The organism is Pseudanabaena sp. SR411 (genome assembly GCF_002251945.1).
Lineage (GTDB): Bacteria > Cyanobacteriota > Cyanobacteriia > Pseudanabaenales > Pseudanabaenaceae > Pseudanabaena.
In genome coordinates this window covers 16,754-35,816 of sequence record NZ_NDHW01000062.1, presented here as the reverse complement: position 1 = coordinate 35,816, position 19,063 = coordinate 16,754, and the positions used below count along the sequence as shown (strand labels likewise).

The window sequence follows — 19,063 nt, the reverse complement described above, 5'->3', positions numbered from 1 at the left end:
ACTGCTGTTCTATAGAGTATCTTGCATCTTTTCGCCGTCATGGTATGCAGCGAACAATACGGGACAGGTTTTGCCCCATGCGATCGCCCCAGTAGCATCTAGACAAATGGCGCCAAAATCGCGATCGCGACTTTTTGCCTCATTAATCGATTTTTCGACCGCTTGCTGAAGTGTCATGCCATCGGTGACGCGCACCACCACTCTAGTAGCAAAGCCTTCATCGAGAATGTCTTCACCGACACCCGTACAGCTTACACCTGCAAACTTGGTGGCATAGTTACCCGCAGGGGTTGCCGAGTCGCTAACTCTACCAATACGCTCAAAGCCACGTCCACCTGTGGATGTCCCCACGCAAATGCTGCCATATTGATCGAGAACTACCGCACCGATTGTTCCCATCGCCACATCTGCCATTTTGCGAGTGAAGTTAGTTTTGCGCTCCTCTACCCATTCGGCAAGGCGTTCATCGGTGAGGGGATTATAAATCGGGATGCCCAATTCGCGAGTGAGTTCCGCCGAGCCGTAATCAGAGAGAACGCGATCGTCGCTAGTTTGCAAATGCTTAGCGAGATCAATCGGATTTTTAACTCGCGCCGTATTGATGACACCACTAAAACTTTGGCGATCGCCATCCATAATTGAGGCACTCATCCGCACCTGACCATCGGACTGTAAAACCGATCCAGTCCCCGCATTAAATCGCGGATCGTCTTCGAGCATTTGACAAGCCTTGACCACCGCATCGATCGCCTTCGCGCCATCGAGCAGCATCGGATAAACGGTTTCCAGAACCGCAAATAATGATTTGCGGACAGGTTCATAGCCGCCTTTACTTTCGACAGTGCTACCCGCACCGCCATGAATAATGATTTTTGGTTGCATTTAGTTTGGTAATTGATAATTGATTAATTTGGGAATGCTTTGCCCTTAATCTCAAACCGTAGGGAAAAGCGATCAGTTAAAGCAAAGAGGGTTTAGCATTTGCGAATTGAGGTTTTGGTGGAGAGTTTGGAGATAGTGGCGCAAATGCTAAACCCCTACAATTCGCCAAATCCCTTTTTCTTTTTCTTTTTCTTGCCATAAACAGGATTGCCTGATGGTGCTTGGTTGCCCATGCCACCCATTCCAGGAAATCCGCCGCCGCCCATGTTGGGCATTCCAGGGAAGTTGGGCATTTTGCCTTGTCCCATTTGCTGCATGAGCGATCGCATTTTCTGGAAATCGGCGACGAGCTTAGTCACATCTTGAAGTTTGTAACCTGAACCACTGGCAATCCGTTGTTTGCGGCTAGGACTTTTAGAGATGAGGTCGGGATCTTTGCGTTCTTGTTTAGTCATGGAGCTAATCATCGATTCACAACGCTTGAGTTGCTTTTCAGCCTCTTGGATTTGGGCATCATTGATTTTCATCCCAGGAAGCATCTTCAACATTCCACCGAAGGAACCCATGTTTTTCATCATGCGGGTATTCTTCAGGAAGTCGTCAAAGTCGAACTTAGCGCTCAGAATCTTTTCTTGGAGATTAGCAGCATCGGTGAGATCGATTTCTTCTTGAGCTTTCTCAACTAGCGTCAGCACGTCGCCCATGCCCAAAATCCGCGAAGCCATGCGCTCAGGATAGAAAGGCTGCAAAGCCTCAACCTTTTCACCGACACCAATAAACTTAATTGGCTGTCCCGAAATCTGCCGCACCGATAGCGCTGCACCACCACGAGTATCACCATCCATCTTGGTCAAGATTGCGCCCGTAACCCCAATCTCATCATGGAAAGTACGAGTTAATGTCGCCGCTTCTTGTCCTGTCATCGCATCGACAACCAGCAACACTTCATCGGGATTAATCGCATCCTTGACGCGCTTGAGTTCATCCATCATGTCGCGATCGATCTGCAAGCGTCCCGCCGTATCGACGATTACGGTATTAACGCCTAATTCCTTCGCCTTAGCCAATCCTTGACGGGCAATCTCCACAGGATCAGCATCAGCCCCCATTTCAAAGACTGGCACATTAATTTGCTTACCAAGGGTAATCAACTGATCGATCGCCGCAGGACGATATACGTCGGTTGCTACGAGTAAAGCAGTGCGCTCTAGTTTGCGTAAATGTAAAGCTAATTTGGCGGTAGCCGTTGTTTTACCAGTCCCCTGCAAACCTGCCATTAAAATCACAGTGGGGGCATTGTCTGCCTCGGCAAGTGGTACATTTGCCTCGCCCATTGTCCTTACCAATTCGTCATAGACGATCTTGATAAATTGCTGATCGGGGCGCACACCTGCAATGACATCAGCCCCTTGAGCCTGTTTGGAGATTTCTTCGACAAATTCTTTGACAACTTGTAGGTTGACATCTGCCTCTAATAGCGCCCTGCGTACTTCGCGAATCGCGCCTTGGATATTGGAGTCAGAGATTTTGTCCTGTCCGCGTAACTTTTTCCAAGCCGCCTCAAACTTATCGGCGATTTCATCAAACATATCTAGTTTTGCTTTTGCTGTTTTTGGTTCTACCTACTAATTTACCGTTACCACCGTTACATTGATCCTGATCTGAGAAAATTATGGTGGCGATCGCCTTACAGCATCTAAAAATTCAAGCTAAAATCATAAAATTAAGCGGTGAGTCTCCAAGCCATGATCCAAGCTTTAGCTAAGTCAGAGCGCGAACATATTGTTAGGCAGTTTGTAACGTGGGAGCAGTTCCAAGCGTTGGAATCTGCTTTTGCAGATATTGATGGTGTGCGCCTGATTTATTGTGAGGGAGTTTTAGAAATTGTGGGTATTGGACGACTGCATGAAATGATCTGTACTTTGCTTGGTGCGTTGTTAATTTCATATTTTACGCTCAAGCGCATTCGGTTCGTTTCTACTGGAGCATATACTCAGTCCTTGCAAGGACGCACTAAATTTCAGGCGGATTTGTCCTATAACTTTGATACGGAGAAAGAGATTTCGGATTTATGTATTGAGGTGGTGGTGACGAGTGGGAATGTCGCTAAGCTCAGAAAATATCAATTGCTAGAGGTTCCTGAAGTTTGGTTTTGGGAAGATGGGAAGATTAGTGTTTTTTGCTTGCAGGATGGGGATTATGTGCAGAGTTCCCATAGTTTATGTTTGCCCGATCTGGATATTGAGCATTTGGAGCAATGTCTGTTGATGGATTCTCAGTTAGATGCAATGTTGGCTTTGGCTGATAGGTATAAGTAAGTTTAGGAGCAAAAATTCTGTCAGCAAAATTTTCTAATTTATTCCCAGAGGATTTGCCCAAAGTTATTCAAAGATCGCGGTTGGTTTACCGTGACGGCAAGTGGATAGAGATAATGTTTAATCAAGAAACTCGGACTGCATCAGGTGTCTATAACTTTGTCACCCAAAATAGGACTGTATTTATCCGTAAAGCTAGTGCTAAAGTGGGAAATAGCCTAATCGGTCATGTTGATTTGGCGATGGGTTATGATGTGGACTATGCAGGACGGCTCTATTTTTCTGGTCGAACAAGTCGCGGAATTTTGCGGAAATGGACGAATGAGTCGGGTCACTATCGCCCTCCTGCGGATGCTAGAAGCAATGCTAGGCTTCCTGATGAGAAATTTCAGTCAGGGCAGTTTAGAAGTTTGTTGAGTGTAGAAATTTAGATAGGCTAGGAATACCATCATGACAATTTTTAGTTTCATGAGTTCACCCAATCGTAATCCTCAATTTTTGACAAGTCTGTCAGAAGAGCAGCAGTTTGATCGCGTTTGTGTGTTGCTTGAGGAAGATATTGTTGAAGCGCTAAGGATTGCTAATTCTACACTCAAAAGCAAGAAATATTTTCAGGATTTGCTAGAAAGAGGTTTAGAGGTTGCTGATGCTAGTGAAATTGAGGTTTGGCTAAGATATCTGGTTCCTCGGTTGGGAATGCGATATGTGATCAATGTGCTTGAGGGTAAGTTAATTGAGAAACCGCAGCAGGTGAAGAAGGCTATGTATTGGTTGCCAAAATTTTTAAATATGGCAAATGAAAAAGAATTAATTTCGTTTAGAAATTTAGAGAATAAAATATTGATTGTAGAATACTAGAAACTTTCAACAATGTTATCCCCTGATTAAGAAATTGAGATAATTAGGATATTAGTGTAAAAGATTAAATTTATCATTAATCTTTTACACTAATATCAATCAAATATATAGTTTCTACTATAGTTCATAAGTCTTCACTACATTGTTTACCTATCAGAAAAATATTATTGAAGGATATTTTATAAATAATGAAAAAAAGAAGACATCACTATGTATGGAGAAAATATCTAAGATCTTGGTCATTAGATGAATCAATATGGTGTGCTAGACAAGGAAAGATTTTCAAGGCAGATTTAATGAATGTAGGACAAATTAGAGATTTCTACAAATTAAAAGAGCTTTCTGCCCAAGATATAGAGTTCATACGTATGGTTGCGATAGAACAAAGTGCAGATCATTTACAAGAGTTAAATGAAGGATGGCTAAATTGGTTTAATTTTATATTTGATATTAAAAAATATATCGAAAGCATAAATATAATTAGTAATAAAATAGATGATTTACTAGATGAAGCGATATTTAATTTTGAAGAAGAGTTACATTCTAAAATTGAGTTTGATGCTATAGAGTTTATTGAGTTACTCTTAAATGAAGATGCATCTTTTTTTGAAAGGGATAATGATTGCAGCAAATTTATATATTATATATGTGTTCAATATATGAGAACACAAAAGATTAAAGTTAATGCACTAGGTAGCTCGCATGACTTACATCTTAGTGATGTTGTTGAAAAGACTTGGAATGTAATCAGTCACATATTAGCTACGAATCTGGGCTACTCTATCTATTCTGAAAGAAATTCTTTCAGAATAGTATTTTTAAAGAACTTGACATCAATCACACTAATAACTGGAGATCAGCCAATAATAAATACATATGCTATTGGTTTGAGTCTAGACAAAGATGTCGAAGGTTTAGATTTTTATTATCCTCTGTCACCGAATTTAGCCATACTGCTAACTCAGGATCATTCGCATAGTAGTGCATTAGCAAAAATTTGTCTCTCTGAAAAAGAAGTTGATAGATATAACCAGAGTATTATCGAGCAATCACATAGCCAGATTTATGCAGCTTCAGAGGAGTCTCTAGCTAGATATGTAGTGAATAAATGATCACTTGTGGACGTTTATCTATAGTAATAGTAGGATTGCAGAGTGTGGGTTGAGAATGATGCTTTGCAATTGTGGTTGAGATGAACGCTTTTTGATGGGTTGTAATTGAGGCGATTCTGAGTTTTTAAAAAGGAGAAATAATTTTTATGCAAAGTCGAATAACTATTCATCCAGACATTTGTAACGGAAGACCGATTATCGCTAACACCCGAATTACAGTGCAAACAATCATGGAGTTTTTGGGCGCAGGTGACTCCATTGAAGAAGTCCTTGAAGAATATCCATCCCTAAAAAGAGAAGATATTTATGCCTGTATGCAATTTGCCGCAAAACTGATGGCAAATCACTACGAAGTGAGAAAAATCGCATAAATGGGATGACTGGGTGTTCTCGTTTGTTGGCGTTGAGAAGTGATCGCCTTCACTTTAACTCCAGAAATTACCATTTAACAATGTTTCGATATCACGCTCAAACTGCCACAAATCAGGAAATTCATATTGTGGATAATCTTCTCGAACTTCCTTAATTACATCCTGCCAAATATCATCAAAAACTTCAGGCAAATAATTTTTAAGACTTGGAGACTTTTCTAAGCGTCGTCTAATTTGCTTACGCTGTTCTCTAATGGTTCTTTCCCAACCATTGTAATCATTGACTAGAGGAACATATAACCGCTTCAAAATATGAGATAGCAATACATCCAATCGACTCTCTAGCTCATCCCGATAAGAACGCCCCAAATCTTCAATCTCCTCTATCAAATTTTCAAGGTCTACATGATCAAAGTCTCTAGCTTTTAACTTAGCTATAGTCTCTTGCGTCCAAAGAAGGTAGTCAGATTCATATAAGGATTTTCTTGCAATTGTCTGAGTCATTGATTTGTAGCTCCTTGAATAAATCCAACACTAACATTATCCTGCATAAGATTAAGTATAGCGATCGCGTTTTGTGGATTGCGTTTTAGGCGATCGCAGGTTGTTGAGATTGCGTTGGGGGCGATCGCTTTTTGATGATTTATGTTTTGGGGGAATTACTTCATTCAGACAGTCAGTATACAAAACTACATATTATAGTTGTAGTAATTTTTCAAATAAATCTATGACCAACATTCTCAAACGCACTCCTTTGTATGATCTCCATGTTGCTGCTGGTGCGCGATTGGTGGAATTTGGTGGTTGGGAGATGCCCGTCCAATATCAAGGTCTGGTTGCGGAACATAAGGCCGTGCGATCGCAAGTCGGGATGTTTGATGTGTCACACATGGGCAAATTTGCAATTTCTGGGGAAGGTGTTCTCGAAATCTTGAACAAACTTGTGCCATCTAATTTAGGAAGAGTGAAGGTAGGACAGGCCCTATATACAGTTTTACTCAATGAGCAAGCAGGGATTATTGATGATGTGATTTTTTATCGTCATGAACCTGATGGTGATCGCGAAAATTGGTCAGTAATTGTCAATGCTTCCACCACCGACAAAGATAAGGCATGGTTACAACAACATTTAGGCGATCGCCTAATCGATAATTCAGATTCACAAACACTTATTGCTGTTCAAGGCAAAACTGCGATCGCTACTCTCCAAAACATCATTACTGACGATTTATCCAAGCTGCCCCGCTTGCGGTTTGGACATACCCGTACCGAAGTGTTAGGTGTTCCCAGTTTTGTGGCGCGGACAGGCTACACAGGCGAAGATGGCTGTGAAATTATGACCGATATCGAAACAGGTAAAGCCCTTTGGCAAAAACTGCTGGATCTCGATGTTGTACCCTGTGGTTTAGGTTGCCGTGATACCCTGCGGCTAGAGGCAGGAATGCATCTTTATGGTCAAGATATGAGTGATACGATCACTCCTCTAGAAGCCGATCTGATGTGGATTGTGCATCTCAAAGAGAAAGGTGATTTTATCGGACGTGCTGTTTTAGAAGATCAGAAACAGAATGGAGTCTCTCGCAAATTAATCGGGTTGGAATTGGAAGGTCGCAATATCGCTCGTCACGACTATCCCATTCGCTTTGAAGGCGAGACTGTGGGCATTGTCACCAGTGGCACGATGTCTCCAACCCTAGGTAAGGCGATCGCCTTTGGCTATGTGCCACCCCATCTCGCCAAAAATGGTCAAATTGTCCAAGTCCAGATCCGCAACAAGGAGTTTCCAGCCAAAGTGACTAAACGTAACTTTTTGTAAGACTTTTGTAATAAGAATTGCTGATAAATTTGTGTAATCTCAATAATCCGTCTAAGCTGTGATCAAAAAACGCCGACTGCAAAGATTAACTTTACAAGCTCACCAAGTCCCATCAGCTTTGCAAATTAATAGCCCGATCGCACTTACCACAGAGCAAAGACATTATCTATGCAATGTATTGCGATTAGAAGCGAAATCCGAATTTATTGCCCTCGATCGCCAAGGCGGATGGTGGTTAGCCAAGTTGTCGCAAGATCCCGATATGGCGGAAATTATTTCCAAATTAGAAAACAATTCTGAATTAGCAGCCCAAATCACTCTCGGTATCGCCATGCCGAAAGGTAGCAATATCGAGTCGGTAATTCGTCAAACTACAGAGTTAGGAGTACGTCAAATTGTGCCGTTATTTAGCGATCGCACAATCATCAAATCAGGTACAGAAATTGGCAACCAAAAACGTGATCGCTGGCAACGCATCGCCGAAGAATCCGCCGAATTATCAATGCGTAATTATGTACCTGAAATTCATAGTCCACAACCATTAACTTCATGGCTAGACACTCTGGCAAACTCAACATTACCAACTTGGAAATATATATGCGTAACTAGTCCTAATGCCCCACATTTACTCACTAGTCTGCAAAACTCAACTGGAGAAGAAAATTCTGAGATCATCGTTACCACAGGTTGCGAGGGTGGTTGGACTACCAGAGAAGAAGAAATGGCGATCGCCGCAGGATTTATCCCTGTATCCTTAGGCGATCGGGTTTTATCCGCCATCACAGCGCCAGTGGTAGCATTATCCATAGTCGGCGCTTTTCTAGATACTCAATGAACACAAATACAGTCCAAACTATGGTGCAGCAAACGATCGCTTTGCGTACCAATGGCAAAAAGCTGCACAATATCACCCGCCAAGTGGATGCAGTTTTAGCTCAATCAGGGATAAAGATGGGGTTATGCAACGTGTTTTTACGTCACACATCAGCTAGTCTCATCATTCAAGAAAATGCTGATCCCGATGTATTGGCTGATCTAGAAACATTTTTTACAAAATTGATTCCTGAAGATGAGAGTCAATATCGCCATATCTCCGAAGGTGTTGATGATATGCCATCGCATATTCGCAGCACGCTTACCAAAACCTCAGAAACGATCCCGATCGCTAATGGTAAACTTGCCCTCGGCACTTGGCAAGGAATCTTTGTCTGGGAACATCGCAACTTGGGTCATACCCGCGAAGTGCTGGTACATATTACAGGATGCTAAATGAAGCCCTCAAAAAAGCCACCAGCAAATCGATATCATCCAGCCCTAAAGAGAAGAAAGTGGCTGAGAGGGTTTCAGTGGTTTTTACCAGGATTATTTGTGAAGCGATGGCTACTAGTTAGCATCGTCGGTATTGTGTTAATCGTGTTAGGAGTTGCCATCTCCGCGAGACTAACCCCGATCTTATTTCTTTCGCGTTTGATTGGTAATGCGATCGAAACCTTAGTATCGATCTTGCCCCGCAACATGAGTGGACCCCTCGCACTTTTAATCGGGCTAGGGCTATTGTGGCTAGGGCAGAAACGCGCTCTCGGCTCGATCACCCAAGTTTTGATGCCCAATCAAGACAAAGAACTATTAGAATTACTGGTTTCCCATCGTAAACTCAACCGTGGCCCCAAAATTGTCACTGTGGGTGGTGGTACGGGCTTATCCAATTTATTGCGTGGACTGAAGCAATATAGCGCTAACATTACGGCGATCGTCACGGTTGCCGATGATGGTGGCTCCTCTGGACGTTTGCGCCGTGAGTATGGAGTTTTACCCCCAGGCGATATTCGTAACTGTCTAGCTGCTCTCGCCGATGAGGAGAAACTAGTCACCGAACTTTTTCAATATCGTTTTCAAACTGGAGAAGGCTTAACTGGTCATAGCTTTGGTAATTTATTTCTCACCGCCATGAGTGAAGTCACAGGCGATCTCGAAAAAGCGATCGCTGCTAGTTCACAGGTATTAGCTGTACGGGGGCGCGTATTGCCAGCAACCCTCGATCATATGGTGCTATGGGCTGAATTTGAAGATGGACGATATGTTGAGGGGGAGTCCAATATTCCCCTAGCCAAAGGTAAAATCAAACATATTGGTTGTAAACCAGATAACCCTCAGGGTTTGCCCCAAGCCATTGAGGATATCAACGAAGCAGACCTGATTGTGATTGGACCTGGCAGCTTATACACCAGTATCATTCCTAACCTGCTCGTACCTGAAATACTCCAAGCATTGATTGATCGCAATGTGCCATCGATCTATCTTTGTAATATCATGAGTCAGGTAGGTGAAACCGACGGCTATGCTGTATCTGATTATGTGCGAGTTTTAGATGAGTTAGCGGGTGTGCGATTGTTTGATGTGGTTTTAGCCCAAAAGCATCCACCTTCGGAGCGATCGCTACAACACTATGCTTCTTCTGGGTCACATTTCACATATCTAGATCGTGATAGCCTTGCTGCTATGGGTTGCCCTGTTTTACTTGCTAACATCATGCGAGAGAAAGACAATGGCACTGTATGTCATGACTCAGAAAAGCTTGCGGGTGTCTTAATGCGTTGGTACAACCGTCAGTAATTGAACTTAAACCAAAAATACTAGATTCTTAGAAAGTCAGATTAAGTTATCAGTGTTAGAGCATCACCATATTCAAGTTAACAGTGATATTTATGCTCTTGCTCAATTGCAAGAGTGGTTTCAGCAATTTCAAAATTTATTGCCAAAACCAACTTGGATGCAGTGTAATCTCGTTTTAGTTGAAGTATTTACCAATGTAGTGTCCTATGCCCATGAGGGATTGCCTGAAGAAACGCCAGTCGATATTGAGATTACGCTTGATAAGACTAAATTTTTTTTAGAGCTGAAGATTTGGGACTTTGGTGAACCATTTGATCTACAAGCGGAAATTGAACGAGCGGCGATAGAATCTCAGAAAAACAAAGATTTTGAAAGTATTGATGATATTCCCACAGGTGGTCGAGGCCTAATGATCGCCAAGACCGTTGCTGATGAAATTCGATATGAGACATCGCCTGACGGTCGTAATTGCTTTGTCATGAGCAAGAATTTTGCAAAGCTTGTTTAGCCCAAAATATAAGAGGCGGCGCGAAGCGCCGCCTCTTATATTTGTATAGAATTACTATGAATTAGCGCTTAAGCCACAAAACAAAGGCGAATAAACCAACGGGTAAGGTAATTACAGATATCGCGATCGCATTCATCACATCTACTGTTAAATTATTTGCCAACAATCCCCAAGTGGGCGCAACATATTTAATTACTGCCGAGGCGATCGCTGAATAAACAAATAATCGCAAAATAAATAAAATTTGTTGCCACATAATTTCATCACATTTCAGAAAGAGCAGTGTAAAGCACTGCTCTTTCTTAGTTTTTCTTTTTAGTACTTTCTTTTTCTTGGATTTCGCTTGGCACAGGGAACTGCTCAATTGGCTGTCCAGCTAAAGCCTTTTCCATAAACTTGCGCCAAATCGGAACTACAAACACACCACCCGTCACACCATTTGCCATCGGCGAATAATCATCATTACCAATCCAAATGGCAACCGATAGCTGGGGAGTATAGCCCACAAACCAAGCATCCCGAAAATCTGAAGTTGTACCTGTCTTACCCGCTACAGGTCGCCCATCACTCATTTGTGCTTCTGTGGCTGTGCCATTGGTAACAACCCCACGCAAAGCATCGGTCAAGTAAGAAACCGCCACTGGATCAAGAATTAACTCAGGCTTCGGCGTATTATCTAGCACCAAATTACCATTGCGATCGGTCACACGGGCAATTAACGTCGTTTTTGATTTATAACCACCACTGGCAAATACCGCATAGGCCCCAGCCACTTCCATGGGCGTAACATCAGCCGCGCCGAGGGGCAAAGACACAACAGGCAGAATCGGACTATTGATCCCCAATTTTCGACAAAGGGCTACTACATTTTCATTTCCAAATTCTAGTCCTAACCTAAGTGCAGGAATATTTCGAGAAATGGCGATCGCCTGACGAATGCTCATCGCCCCTGCGAACTTATTGTCATAGTTGCGAGGGATATAAGGCTCGTCGCCATCAGGAATGGACATGGGACTATCATCAATTGTCGAATCGGGCGTATAGTTACCCGATGCAAAAGCAAGATAGTACACAAAAGGCTTAAATGAAGAACCTAGCTGTCGTCTGGCTAGAACCGCGCGGTTAAATTGATTTTTGTCAAAATCACCAACACCGCCAACCAAAGCTTTGACAAATCCTGTACGAGGATCGACAGCCACTAAAGATAACTGGTCAGCATAGGCTCCACGATCAACTAGATCCCGATGTCCTTCGGCGGCCACCTCTTCGGCAATGCGTTGCATCTTTAAATCAATCGTCGTCTGCACGCGCAATCCACCTTGCAGAACGACATCACGACCAAATTTTTCTTCTAGCTCAGCAGTAACGGCTTGGGACACATAAGGAACACGACTAGCTTCGTAAGAGATCCCTTGCTTCCGAATGGTTATTTTTTGAGCTTTTGCAGCTTTGACTTCCGCAGAAGTTGCCCATCCCAGCTCTAGCAGACGATCCAGCACCAAGCCTTGGCGTTTTTTAGCTTCAGCATAGTTATCCACAGGATTGAAAACCGAAGGCGCTTGAATCGTACCCGCTAATATGGCAGCTTCGCCTAAAGTTAAGTCAGCCGCAGATTTGCCAAAGTAATTCTGAGAAGCAGTTTCTGCACCATTAGTATTTTTTCCCCAAAATACTTGGTTGAGGTACATTTCAAGGATTTGCTCCTTGGTAAATACTTGCTCAACCCGCATTGCTAAAACTGCTTCAGCAACTTTGCGATTCAGGCTACGTTCGTTGGATAGAAATAAGTTTTTAACTAATTGTTGCGTTAAGGTTGAGCCACCCTCAACGGTTCCACCTGCATTAAAGTTCGCTAAAATAGCGCGTCCAATACCGCTGGGATCAATACCCTTGTGGGTATAGAAGTACGCATCTTCCATCGCCAAAACCGATCGCTTGAGATGTGGGGAAATGCGATCAAGGGTGACAACTTCACGGTTAACATCGCCATGCAAACGCGCAATTAGTCCACCGTTAATGTCATATATATAAGTGGTTTCGACAGGTACATAACCTTTGAGAACTCTCACATCAGGCAGATCGCGAAAACTGAGAGCTAATCCGACCAGCCCACCAGCTACAGCCGCACCACCAATCATGATAAGGCCCAGCAATGTGCCACCAACAGCTTTAAGAGTGCCTTTTAAAATACTGCCTGTCAGAGACTGAGAACGCTCTACACTATTCGATGCCACAGCTATCTACCCTTTGATCAATTCATAGGTAATCTTACTGCATTAATTAAGTATTGCGTACTAAAAACTTAAGGTTGTGCAAAGCGCAACCCTAAGTTTTTGACTTTTAGCGTCGTTGAGCTAATTTGTCGTATACCAATTGCAGATCAACATGGTGATGCGCGATCGCCACTAAGGTGTGATAAAACAAATCCGCGACTTCTGAGGCGATCGCGTCAGGATCATCATCTTTACAAGCCATCACCACTTCGGCAGATTCTTCGCCAATTTTTTTTAAAATTTTGTTGTCGCCACCTGCAAATAACTTACAGGTATAAGAACTTTCTTGTGGATGCTCTCGGCGATCGACAATCACCGCAAATAATTCTGAAAGGGGATCATTCATATTGAGTAGTTATTTATTTGGCAGTAAGTGTAATGTCTAATGCTATGGTGATTTCCACTCTTCCTCTGGGATCATTGCCGTAACCACAATATTTCTCAGCGTGCCAATGGGTAGATCTCGTCCTTGATGGTAAGGGACTATGACTTGGAGGTCTCCATCTGAACTACGCCATTTGCGGTGATTTCCTTTCTGAGAAACCAGTACAAAACCATACTTGCGTAATATGCGCTCCACTGCATCAGCGTTCGTCCTACGCATTCTGGTCATCCTACAACTACCTCACGGATAACCGCGTTAGGGAGCAGTTCAATAGGATCGGGCTGTAAATAAAGCTCTATAGCTTCACAAATATTTCGCAAAGCGTCTTCTTGAGTAACACCAGCAGATACACATCCAGATAACTCTGGACACCAAACTGACCAGTCATTTGTCTCTGGATCGGGTTCTAGTACAACTCGCCATTTCATATTTTCGTAGCAAATGTATTTTTGACTACTATAACAAAGCATAATCAAAAAAGAAAAGAAAGGAGTATCAATTAGATTTACCCCTTCCTTTTCCACATTTATTTAGCGTTTAGAACTAAGTAGTTACTGGGTAATTACTTGATGGAAACCTTACCACCAGCTTCTTCGATTTGTTTCTTAGCAGCTTCAGCATCAGCTTTAGCCATCGCTTCTTTGATGGTCTTAGGTGCAGACTCAACCATATCCTTCGCATCTTTCAAGCCTAAGCCAGTGATTTCGCGAACGATCTTCAGAACAGCGATCTTCTTGTCAGCAGGAACTTCGTCAAGTACCAAGTCAAAAGCTGTCTTTTCTTCAACTTCTTCAGCAGCAGCAGCGCCAGCACCAGGAGCAGCCATCATCATGCCACCAACAGGAGCAGCAGCCGAAACGCCGAAGGTTTCTTCGATCGCTTTGACCAATTCAGAAGCTTCAAGAAGGCTCAAAGACTTTAGTTCTTCAATAATGCTGTCGATTTTTGCAGACATAGTTTTTCTCTTTAATTAATTAGATTGGATTTTAGGTTTGGTTGCTTGAGGCTGTTAGCTATTAGCTATTAGCCTTTAGCTTTCATAGAGATTGAGCTAATAGCTAATAGCTAATAGCCAATCGCTTCTTAAGCAGCTTCCTTTTCGGAAACAGCTTTGATAGCTCTGCCCAGAGATTGAGGAACCTCTTTGATGCCGATCGCGATCTTGGCGGTAACCGCATTGATTGCGCCAGCAATTTGCGAGATAAGTACTTCTTTAGAAGGTAGATCAGCGATCGCTTGCAAGTCTTTTGCAGTCAAAGCACGACCTTCTAAGACACCGCCACGAAGTTCGGTTTTCTTAGATTCCTTTTGGAAAGCTTGGTATGCCTTAACAGCACCACCGATATCATCTTTGACAAATAAACATGCCGAAGGACCAGTTAAAAAGCCTTCGAGAGACTTCCATTCGGGCACATCAGAGATTGCTTGCTTGAGCAAAGTGTTTTTGGTGGTTCTGCACACCGTACCCGTAGGACGGAGTGAGCGGCGGAGCTTGGTAATCTCAGCTACTGACAAAGTTGAGTAGTCGATTACCATGACCATCTGAGTTCCTTCAAACTCTTTGGTCATTTCTCCGACTAAAAATTTCTTTTGGTCTAGGGTCTTACCCATATGGTTTTCACCTCCTTGTGTTTGGAACCAATTTCAACGATTTAACTCGCTATTAAATTGGCTGTATGTATCTTTAAAAGTCATTAAAAAAGCCTCGTCTTTTCGCAGACCGAGGCTAAAAAAGTATTCTCTCAAGAATCTTTTTTAAAACACCTCGGCAGGAAATTAAGCAATCAGCACCTGCTGTCTATGGAGATATTCAGTTGTCGAAATTTCTTTCTAGGCTTATTACAACAATTAGACTGAGCTTTTAATATTTCCTCGAGATTCTTACTGCTTTGGGCTAAGTAATCTCAAGGATAATGACTTTAGAAAGGCTTTATTTATGCTTCTGCAAGTTTGAGGTCGCGTAATGCAGCAACATCAACTTCGATCGCAGGTCCCATCGTTGCGGACACATAGAGTGATCTCCAGTATCTACCCTTTGCGCCAGAAGGACGATTACGATCAATCGTTTCTTGCAAAGCTTTAAGGTTAGTTAGCAAGTCTTCAGCAGGGAATGCAGCCTTGCCAAACTGAATATGCACAATCCCAGTACGATCAGCACGGAATTCTAGCTTACCAGCTTTGAACTCATTGATTGCACCACCCAAATCAGTAGTTACCGTACCACCTTTAGGCGAAGGCATCAATCCTCTTGGACCAAGCAATTTACCAAGCTTAGCCACTTGGGGCATCATATCAGGTGTGGAAATCAGCAAATCAAAATCCATTCTTCCCTTGCTGATTTCATCAATTAGTTCCTCAGAACCAGCGATGTCTGCACCTGCGGCGGTTGCTTCAGCAACTTTTTCACCACGAGCAATAACTGCCACGCGAATTGTTTGACCTGTTCCCTTAGGTAAAGTCACCGTCGTTCGCAATTGTTGATCGGCGTACTTCGGATCGATACCTAGTCTGACGTGTGCTTCTACAGATTCAGGAAACTTAGCGGTTGCTGTTACCTTAACTAGTTCTAACGCATCAATTGGTGCATAAGGACGGATCTCAACTTTGCTGAGAGCTTCCTTAAGACGCTTTGAGATTTTCTTTGCCATGATTACTCCTACGGGGTGCGATCGGAAAACTTAATTCCCTCCCCCAACTAAAATTTTTATTGAAACTTATTGATCTCGAAAGTTTACAAAGCTAAGAACTAAGCGCTAATCGTAACGCCCATATTCTTTGCCGTGCCTTCAATGATCTTCATTGCTGCATCGATATCATTTGCATTGATATCAGGCATTTTGGTTTCCGCGATTTGGCGAAGTTGATCTTTGGTGATCGAACCAACTTTTTTACGGTTAGGCTCTGCCGAACCAGAGGAAATACCAGCCGCTTTTTGAATTAAAACTGATGCTGGTGGTGTTTTGAGAACGAAGGTAAAGCTTCGGTCTTCATAAACAGATATTTCGACAGGAATGACCATGCCTGCTTGATCAGCAGTACGGGCATTATATTCCTTACAAAACATCATGATGTTTACACCATGCTGACCTAGAGCAGGGCCAACTGGTGGAGTTGGACTAGCTTTACCAGCATTAAGTGCTAACTTGATAATTGCTGTAACTTTCTTAGCCATTGATTTTAGCCGTTAAAAAATCTACAAACCTGCGTTTGAGTGAATTAGTTTTGCTTTTGAACCTGATTGAATTCTAGTTCTACAGGAGTGTCTCTACCAAAGATGGAAAGAAGGGCTTTAAGTTTGCTACGTTCTGGGCTAACTTCCACCACTTCACCTTCAAAGTCTTTGAAGGGTCCATTAAGCACTTTGATTTTGTCGCCTTGAGCCATATTGATTTTGAGAACTGGCTCTTGTTCGACGGTGACACGGAAGATTCTTTCGACTTCTTTTTCGGTTAAAGGACGAGGTTTAACATGTCCACGACCACGACCGTAATGACGTTTTTGTTCTGTACCAACGAAGTTAATTACATGGGGGGTGCTTTTGACAGCCAACCATGCATCATCATCAACTTCTAGCTGTCCGATCTCATTTCTGACAGTTTTGATTTGGATCAGAACGTATCCAGGGAAAATCTTTTCCTCAGAGGTTGCTCGACTGCCATCCTTTCTCAGTTTGACGGTCGGTGTCTGCGGAATTTCAATCTGCTTGATCCTATCTTCGACATCAAGAGTTTTGATGCGTTGCTCTAGGCTCGACTTAACCTTTTTTTCGCAGCCTGAAGCAATTTGGACGGCGTACCAGTTAAACAGTACGTCTTCATCTTCGTGGCTACTAGATGAGTGGTCGATGTCCTCGGTAAACATTATTGAAACACCTGCAATGCGATCGCCCTAAACAAAGCATCAATTAGATAAACAAAGGTTGCTACTGCAACGATCATCAAAAGAACCGATGCAGATTCACTAATAAGTTGTTGGCGGGTGGGCCAGACAATCTTACCGAATTCGGCTTTGGATTCTACAAAAAGTTTGACAACTCCAGTTGGTTCAGACTGTACATCTGCTCCAGCTTTCGGTGCTTCTTTTGGTTGCTCTTTTAGTTCGTTTTTCGTCATAGCGGCAACTCTTGCGATCCCTTTGCAATCTTGATAAATGCGATATGTTTAAGTAAAGTCTTGAACAAGCTTAAATAATTTCGATCTTGTGAAATTGGTGAAGCGCGCCCTGAGGGACTCGAACCCCCGACATCAGGTTTTGGAGACCTGCGTTCTACCAACTGAACTAAGGACGCACGTAATGAAAACACGATGTCGATACGCAACCAGTTATATCTGTATCAATTGCTATAACAAAATAGTGTTTGATACTTAGTATAACCATAGATGACTCTATAGTGGGCGATCAAATCGTTGTTTAAGACGAGTTGCTTTACCAACGAGGTCACGTAAGTAGTAGAGCTTAGCACGACGTACTTTACCACGACGAATCACTTTGATGCTTTCAATTTGGGGAGAATGTAGCAAGAAGGCTCGCTCAACTCCGATTCCTTGAAATACACGACGAACGGTGATGACAGAGTTAATGCCAGAACCGCGTCTCGCAATGATTACGCCTTCGTATGGCTGAGTACGTTCTTTGCCGCCCTCTTTAATCCTAACTCCAACCTTGACAGTATCTCCCACATAAATTGTGGGAAGATCCGTTTTGATATATTCCGCTTCAATTGAGCGGATGATTTCAGAAGCGTTCATGAGGAATGCCAAAAAAGTCGCGATCATCTATGTTAGAGCATGAATGATCTAATGTCTATAATTTTTGCAAAAAAGTTTAGATATAGCTTGAAGCGCTATAGCAAAAAAAGAGTTAGCTAGTACAAACCAAAACCCAAGAATAGAGTGGCGGCGCTTCGCGCCGCCACTCTATTCTTGGGTTTTATGTCCTAACAAGAATGGCGACAGCTATAAACTTTTTTCTTTATGAGATTAAAAGATTTGTGAGAGTGCGCCTTTTAGGCGCACTCTCACAAATCTTTTAGGATAGCTTAAGTCTAAACTTTTTTGCGAAGGCTAGAGCTTGGAGGAAGATTGCAGTTGTTTTGTTCGGCTTGACGGATGGCGATAATTTCTGAAGCTTTGCTTTGTAAGGCGCGATCGCGATAGGGAATAGCCGCGCGAGTATGGAGAAAAGCAGCTTCGGTGTCAGAAATTGGTGGTAGTGGGGTGGGTGCAAAGGCGGCGATTGTGCTGGGGGATTTGCGTCCGATTGGTGCGATCGCACCAATTTGTAGTCCTGCCAACAGCATGGCAGCCCGAACGGCGGCGGATGAGGAGTAAGTAACCAGATAGCCATCTGGTTTGAGGCAGTTGGCTAAAAGTTGGATAAACTCGACTGTCCAGAGTTGGGGGCAATGGGGCGGAGAGAAGGGATCAAGAAAAATTGCATCAGCCCATTTTGTGGGGACTTGGCTGATGGTTTGTCTGGCATCGCCAATGAGTAGTTGTAAAGATAAATTTTCGGTAGCTACAGTTTGAGTTTCAGCAGCAGTTTTTAAGATTTGCGCGATCGCTGGTTGCCAAATATTGACTAATCCTGCGGCGATCGCCTTTTGGGGTACTTCGAGGTTGTTTTCGAGGGCGATGATGTGGAGATTAGCCCTGCGATCTGGTAATGAGGAGACACAGGCGATCGCGGCAGCGCTGTTATAGCCTAAGCCATAGCAAACATCGAGAATGTTAAGTTGGGGCTGAGTGCGAGCTTTTTCGGCAATTTTGGCGGGTGTGACAAATTTAGCTTCGGCTTCGTGTTTTGCACCGTGGGAGCTATGAAATGTTTCTTGGAATGTGTCTGACCAAAAAGTAACTGATCCATCTTCAGTTGGGAAAAGGGAAAGCTTGTCCATTGCGATCGTAATTAATGGATTTGATAGCAAGGCT

The 19,063-nt window shown here is 43.0% G+C and carries 26 protein-coding genes, 1 tRNA gene, 1 pseudogene and 1 other annotated feature; of the genes and pseudogenes, 10 read left to right on the top strand and 18 right to left on the bottom strand.

The window, feature by feature from the left end:
• Positions 1 to 9 precede the first annotated feature (9 nt).
• Together B9G53_RS05025 and ffh are read right to left on the bottom strand one after the other, a co-directional pair.
• Positions 10 to 882, bottom strand: coding sequence for an isoaspartyl peptidase/L-asparaginase (locus B9G53_RS05025; RefSeq protein WP_094529812.1), 873 nt, complete (start codon positions 880 to 882; stop codon positions 10 to 12).
• Positions 883 to 1,037: 155 nt separating this feature from the next.
• Positions 1,038 to 2,471 carry a signal recognition particle protein gene (ffh, locus tag B9G53_RS05020; protein WP_094529810.1) on the bottom strand — a complete coding sequence of 478 codons (1,434 nt, stop codon included), beginning with the start codon at positions 2,469 to 2,471 and terminating at the stop codon, positions 1,038 to 1,040.
• Positions 2,472 to 2,612: 141 nt separating this feature from the next.
• On the opposite strand from ffh, the gene B9G53_RS05015 reads away from it, so the two are divergent.
• The 5 genes from B9G53_RS05015 to B9G53_RS04995 all read left to right on the top strand — a co-directional run bounded on the left by B9G53_RS05015 (position 2,613) and on the right by B9G53_RS04995 (position 5,538).
• Complete coding sequence (locus B9G53_RS05015; RefSeq protein WP_254923563.1) at positions 2,613 to 3,200, top strand: Uma2 family endonuclease; 588 nt, start codon at positions 2,613 to 2,615, stop codon at positions 3,198 to 3,200.
• A gap of 113 nt (positions 3,201 to 3,313) precedes the next feature.
• The gene (locus tag B9G53_RS05010; RefSeq protein ID WP_094529805.1) at positions 3,314 to 3,628 is read left to right on the top strand and encodes a hypothetical protein; all 315 of its coding nucleotides are present in this window, start codon (positions 3,314 to 3,316) and stop codon (positions 3,626 to 3,628) included.
• Between the two features lie 19 nt (positions 3,629 to 3,647).
• Entirely contained in the window at positions 3,648 to 4,055 is a 408-nt protein-coding gene (locus B9G53_RS05005; RefSeq protein ID WP_094529803.1) for a hypothetical protein, read from the top strand.
• 188 nt (positions 4,056 to 4,243) lie between these two features.
• Positions 4,244 to 5,167, top strand: a complete 924-nt coding sequence (locus B9G53_RS05000) for a DUF4238 domain-containing protein (RefSeq protein WP_094529801.1) — start codon at positions 4,244 to 4,246, stop codon at positions 5,165 to 5,167.
• Positions 5,168 to 5,313: 146 nt separating this feature from the next.
• Positions 5,314 to 5,538 carry a DUF433 domain-containing protein gene (locus tag B9G53_RS04995; protein WP_094529799.1) on the top strand — a complete coding sequence of 75 codons (225 nt, stop codon included), beginning with the start codon at positions 5,314 to 5,316 and terminating at the stop codon, positions 5,536 to 5,538.
• 54 nt (positions 5,539 to 5,592) lie between these two features.
• On the opposite strand, the gene B9G53_RS04990 is transcribed toward B9G53_RS04995, so the two are convergent.
• Positions 5,593 to 6,042, bottom strand: a complete 450-nt coding sequence (locus tag B9G53_RS04990; protein WP_094529797.1) for a DUF29 domain-containing protein — start codon at positions 6,040 to 6,042, stop codon at positions 5,593 to 5,595.
• Between the two features lie 51 nt (positions 6,043 to 6,093).
• Positions 6,094 to 6,225: a hypothetical protein gene (locus tag B9G53_RS28390; RefSeq protein WP_254923562.1), complete on the bottom strand. Its 132-nt coding sequence runs from the start codon at positions 6,223 to 6,225 to the stop codon at positions 6,094 to 6,096.
• A 40-nt stretch (positions 6,226 to 6,265) separates the two neighbouring features.
• Between B9G53_RS28390 and gcvT the strand changes: the two genes are divergently transcribed.
• Genes gcvT through B9G53_RS04965 form a run of 5 tightly spaced genes read left to right on the top strand, consistent with a single transcriptional unit; the run spans position 6,266 to position 10,475 of the window.
• Complete coding sequence (gene gcvT, locus B9G53_RS04985; RefSeq protein ID WP_094529852.1) at positions 6,266 to 7,354, top strand: glycine cleavage system aminomethyltransferase GcvT; 1,089 nt, start codon at positions 6,266 to 6,268, stop codon at positions 7,352 to 7,354.
• Between the two features lie 58 nt (positions 7,355 to 7,412).
• Positions 7,413 to 8,189 (top strand): 16S rRNA (uracil(1498)-N(3))-methyltransferase, encoded by a 777-nt coding sequence (locus B9G53_RS04980; RefSeq protein WP_217901512.1) that lies wholly within the window; start codon positions 7,413 to 7,415, stop codon positions 8,187 to 8,189.
• Positions 8,186 to 8,623: a secondary thiamine-phosphate synthase enzyme YjbQ gene (locus B9G53_RS04975; protein ID WP_176453096.1), complete on the top strand. Its 438-nt coding sequence runs from the start codon at positions 8,186 to 8,188 to the stop codon at positions 8,621 to 8,623. Before B9G53_RS04980 ends, B9G53_RS04975 begins: the two co-directional genes overlap by 4 nt.
• The gene (gene yvcK, locus B9G53_RS04970; RefSeq protein ID WP_094529795.1) at positions 8,624 to 9,967 is read left to right on the top strand and encodes a gluconeogenesis factor YvcK family protein; all 1,344 of its coding nucleotides are present in this window, start codon (positions 8,624 to 8,626) and stop codon (positions 9,965 to 9,967) included. It begins immediately after the preceding gene.
• 52 nt (positions 9,968 to 10,019) lie between these two features.
• The gene (locus tag B9G53_RS04965; RefSeq protein WP_094529793.1) at positions 10,020 to 10,475 is read left to right on the top strand and encodes an anti-sigma regulatory factor; all 456 of its coding nucleotides are present in this window, start codon (positions 10,020 to 10,022) and stop codon (positions 10,473 to 10,475) included.
• 61 nt (positions 10,476 to 10,536) lie between these two features.
• Here B9G53_RS04965 and B9G53_RS04960 read toward each other — a convergent pair whose 3' ends face one another.
• The 14 genes and pseudogenes from B9G53_RS04960 to B9G53_RS04895 all read right to left on the bottom strand — a co-directional run bounded on the left by B9G53_RS04960 (position 10,537) and on the right by B9G53_RS04895 (position 19,059).
• Positions 10,537 to 10,731: a hypothetical protein gene (locus tag B9G53_RS04960; RefSeq protein WP_094529791.1), complete on the bottom strand. Its 195-nt coding sequence runs from the start codon at positions 10,729 to 10,731 to the stop codon at positions 10,537 to 10,539.
• Positions 10,732 to 10,777: 46 nt separating this feature from the next.
• Positions 10,778 to 12,709, bottom strand: a complete 1,932-nt coding sequence (locus tag B9G53_RS04955) for a transglycosylase domain-containing protein (RefSeq protein ID WP_094529789.1) — start codon at positions 12,707 to 12,709, stop codon at positions 10,778 to 10,780.
• 106 nt (positions 12,710 to 12,815) lie between these two features.
• Positions 12,816 to 13,082 (bottom strand): annotated as a pseudogene (gene hisE, locus B9G53_RS04950) (phosphoribosyl-ATP diphosphatase); the annotation flags it as partial.
• Positions 13,083 to 13,136: 54 nt separating this feature from the next.
• Positions 13,137 to 13,361, bottom strand: coding sequence for a type II toxin-antitoxin system HicA family toxin (locus B9G53_RS04945; protein ID WP_094529786.1), 225 nt, complete (start codon positions 13,359 to 13,361; stop codon positions 13,137 to 13,139).
• Complete coding sequence (locus B9G53_RS04940) at positions 13,358 to 13,561, bottom strand: type II toxin-antitoxin system HicB family antitoxin (RefSeq protein WP_094529784.1); 204 nt, start codon at positions 13,559 to 13,561, stop codon at positions 13,358 to 13,360. Before B9G53_RS04940 ends, B9G53_RS04945 begins: the two co-directional genes overlap by 4 nt.
• 134 nt (positions 13,562 to 13,695) lie before the next feature.
• Positions 13,696 to 14,088, bottom strand: coding sequence for a 50S ribosomal protein L7/L12 (gene rplL, locus B9G53_RS04935; protein WP_094529782.1), 393 nt, complete (start codon positions 14,086 to 14,088; stop codon positions 13,696 to 13,698).
• A 128-nt stretch (positions 14,089 to 14,216) separates the two neighbouring features.
• Positions 14,217 to 14,744, bottom strand: coding sequence for a 50S ribosomal protein L10 (rplJ, locus tag B9G53_RS04930; RefSeq protein WP_094529780.1), 528 nt, complete (start codon positions 14,742 to 14,744; stop codon positions 14,217 to 14,219).
• Positions 14,745 to 14,820: 76 nt separating this feature from the next.
• Positions 14,821 to 14,955: a sequence feature (ribosomal protein L10 leader region), on the bottom strand.
• A gap of 112 nt (positions 14,956 to 15,067) precedes the next feature.
• Complete coding sequence (gene rplA / locus B9G53_RS04925) at positions 15,068 to 15,781, bottom strand: 50S ribosomal protein L1 (RefSeq protein ID WP_094529778.1); 714 nt, start codon at positions 15,779 to 15,781, stop codon at positions 15,068 to 15,070.
• A 98-nt stretch (positions 15,782 to 15,879) separates the two neighbouring features.
• A complete protein-coding gene (gene rplK, locus B9G53_RS04920; RefSeq protein WP_094529776.1) occupies positions 15,880 to 16,305 on the bottom strand; it encodes a 50S ribosomal protein L11 in 426 nt (141 codons plus the stop codon).
• Positions 16,306 to 16,349: 44 nt separating this feature from the next.
• On the bottom strand, positions 16,350 to 16,994 hold the full coding sequence (nusG, locus tag B9G53_RS04915; RefSeq protein ID WP_094529774.1) for a transcription termination/antitermination protein NusG: 645 nt from the start codon (positions 16,992 to 16,994) through the stop codon (positions 16,350 to 16,352).
• Complete coding sequence (secE, locus tag B9G53_RS04910; RefSeq protein WP_094529772.1) at positions 16,994 to 17,245, bottom strand: preprotein translocase subunit SecE; 252 nt, start codon at positions 17,243 to 17,245, stop codon at positions 16,994 to 16,996. Before secE ends, nusG begins: the two co-directional genes overlap by 1 nt.
• 103 nt (positions 17,246 to 17,348) lie before the next feature.
• Positions 17,349 to 17,421 (bottom strand) — tRNA-Trp (locus B9G53_RS04905).
• Between the two features lie 97 nt (positions 17,422 to 17,518).
• A complete protein-coding gene (gene rplS / locus B9G53_RS04900; protein ID WP_094529846.1) occupies positions 17,519 to 17,881 on the bottom strand; it encodes a 50S ribosomal protein L19 in 363 nt (120 codons plus the stop codon).
• Between the two features lie 296 nt (positions 17,882 to 18,177).
• Complete coding sequence (locus tag B9G53_RS04895; protein ID WP_254923560.1) at positions 18,178 to 19,059, bottom strand: tRNA (5-methylaminomethyl-2-thiouridine)(34)-methyltransferase MnmD; 882 nt, start codon at positions 19,057 to 19,059, stop codon at positions 18,178 to 18,180.
• Positions 19,060 to 19,063 lie beyond the last annotated feature (4 nt).

What these genes read in the sequence shown, in the direction of transcription:
- B9G53_RS05025 (WP_094529812.1), bottom strand. Translation starts at nt 882, where the DNA reads ATGCAACCAAAAATCATTATTCATGGCGGTGCGGGTAGCACTGTCGAA.
- ffh (WP_094529810.1), bottom strand. Translation starts at nt 2,471, where the DNA reads ATGTTTGATGAAATCGCCGATAAGTTTGAGGCGGCTTGGAAAAAGTTA.
- B9G53_RS05010 (WP_094529805.1), top strand. Translation starts at nt 3,314, where the DNA reads ATGTTTAATCAAGAAACTCGGACTGCATCAGGTGTCTATAACTTTGTC.
- B9G53_RS05005 (WP_094529803.1), top strand. Translation starts at nt 3,648, where the DNA reads ATGACAATTTTTAGTTTCATGAGTTCACCCAATCGTAATCCTCAATTT.
- B9G53_RS05000 (WP_094529801.1), top strand. Translation starts at nt 4,244, where the DNA reads ATGAAAAAAAGAAGACATCACTATGTATGGAGAAAATATCTAAGATCT.
- B9G53_RS04995 (WP_094529799.1), top strand. Translation starts at nt 5,314, where the DNA reads ATGCAAAGTCGAATAACTATTCATCCAGACATTTGTAACGGAAGACCG.
- B9G53_RS04990 (WP_094529797.1), bottom strand. Translation starts at nt 6,042, where the DNA reads ATGACTCAGACAATTGCAAGAAAATCCTTATATGAATCTGACTACCTT.
- gcvT (WP_094529852.1), top strand. Translation starts at nt 6,266, where the DNA reads ATGACCAACATTCTCAAACGCACTCCTTTGTATGATCTCCATGTTGCT.
- B9G53_RS04975 (WP_176453096.1), top strand. Translation starts at nt 8,186, where the DNA reads ATGAACACAAATACAGTCCAAACTATGGTGCAGCAAACGATCGCTTTG.
- yvcK (WP_094529795.1), top strand. Translation starts at nt 8,624, where the DNA reads ATGAAGCCCTCAAAAAAGCCACCAGCAAATCGATATCATCCAGCCCTA.
- B9G53_RS04960 (WP_094529791.1), bottom strand. Translation starts at nt 10,731, where the DNA reads ATGTGGCAACAAATTTTATTTATTTTGCGATTATTTGTTTATTCAGCG.
- B9G53_RS04945 (WP_094529786.1), bottom strand. Translation starts at nt 13,361, where the DNA reads ATGACCAGAATGCGTAGGACGAACGCTGATGCAGTGGAGCGCATATTA.
- B9G53_RS04940 (WP_094529784.1), bottom strand. Translation starts at nt 13,561, where the DNA reads ATGAAATGGCGAGTTGTACTAGAACCCGATCCAGAGACAAATGACTGG.
- rplL (WP_094529782.1), bottom strand. Translation starts at nt 14,088, where the DNA reads ATGTCTGCAAAAATCGACAGCATTATTGAAGAACTAAAGTCTTTGAGC.
- rplJ (WP_094529780.1), bottom strand. Translation starts at nt 14,744, where the DNA reads ATGGGTAAGACCCTAGACCAAAAGAAATTTTTAGTCGGAGAAATGACC.
- rplA (WP_094529778.1), bottom strand. Translation starts at nt 15,781, where the DNA reads ATGGCAAAGAAAATCTCAAAGCGTCTTAAGGAAGCTCTCAGCAAAGTT.
- rplK (WP_094529776.1), bottom strand. Translation starts at nt 16,305, where the DNA reads ATGGCTAAGAAAGTTACAGCAATTATCAAGTTAGCACTTAATGCTGGT.
- nusG (WP_094529774.1), bottom strand. Translation starts at nt 16,994, where the DNA reads ATGTTTACCGAGGACATCGACCACTCATCTAGTAGCCACGAAGATGAA.
- secE (WP_094529772.1), bottom strand. Translation starts at nt 17,245, where the DNA reads ATGACGAAAAACGAACTAAAAGAGCAACCAAAAGAAGCACCGAAAGCT.
- rplS (WP_094529846.1), bottom strand. Translation starts at nt 17,881, where the DNA reads ATGAACGCTTCTGAAATCATCCGCTCAATTGAAGCGGAATATATCAAA.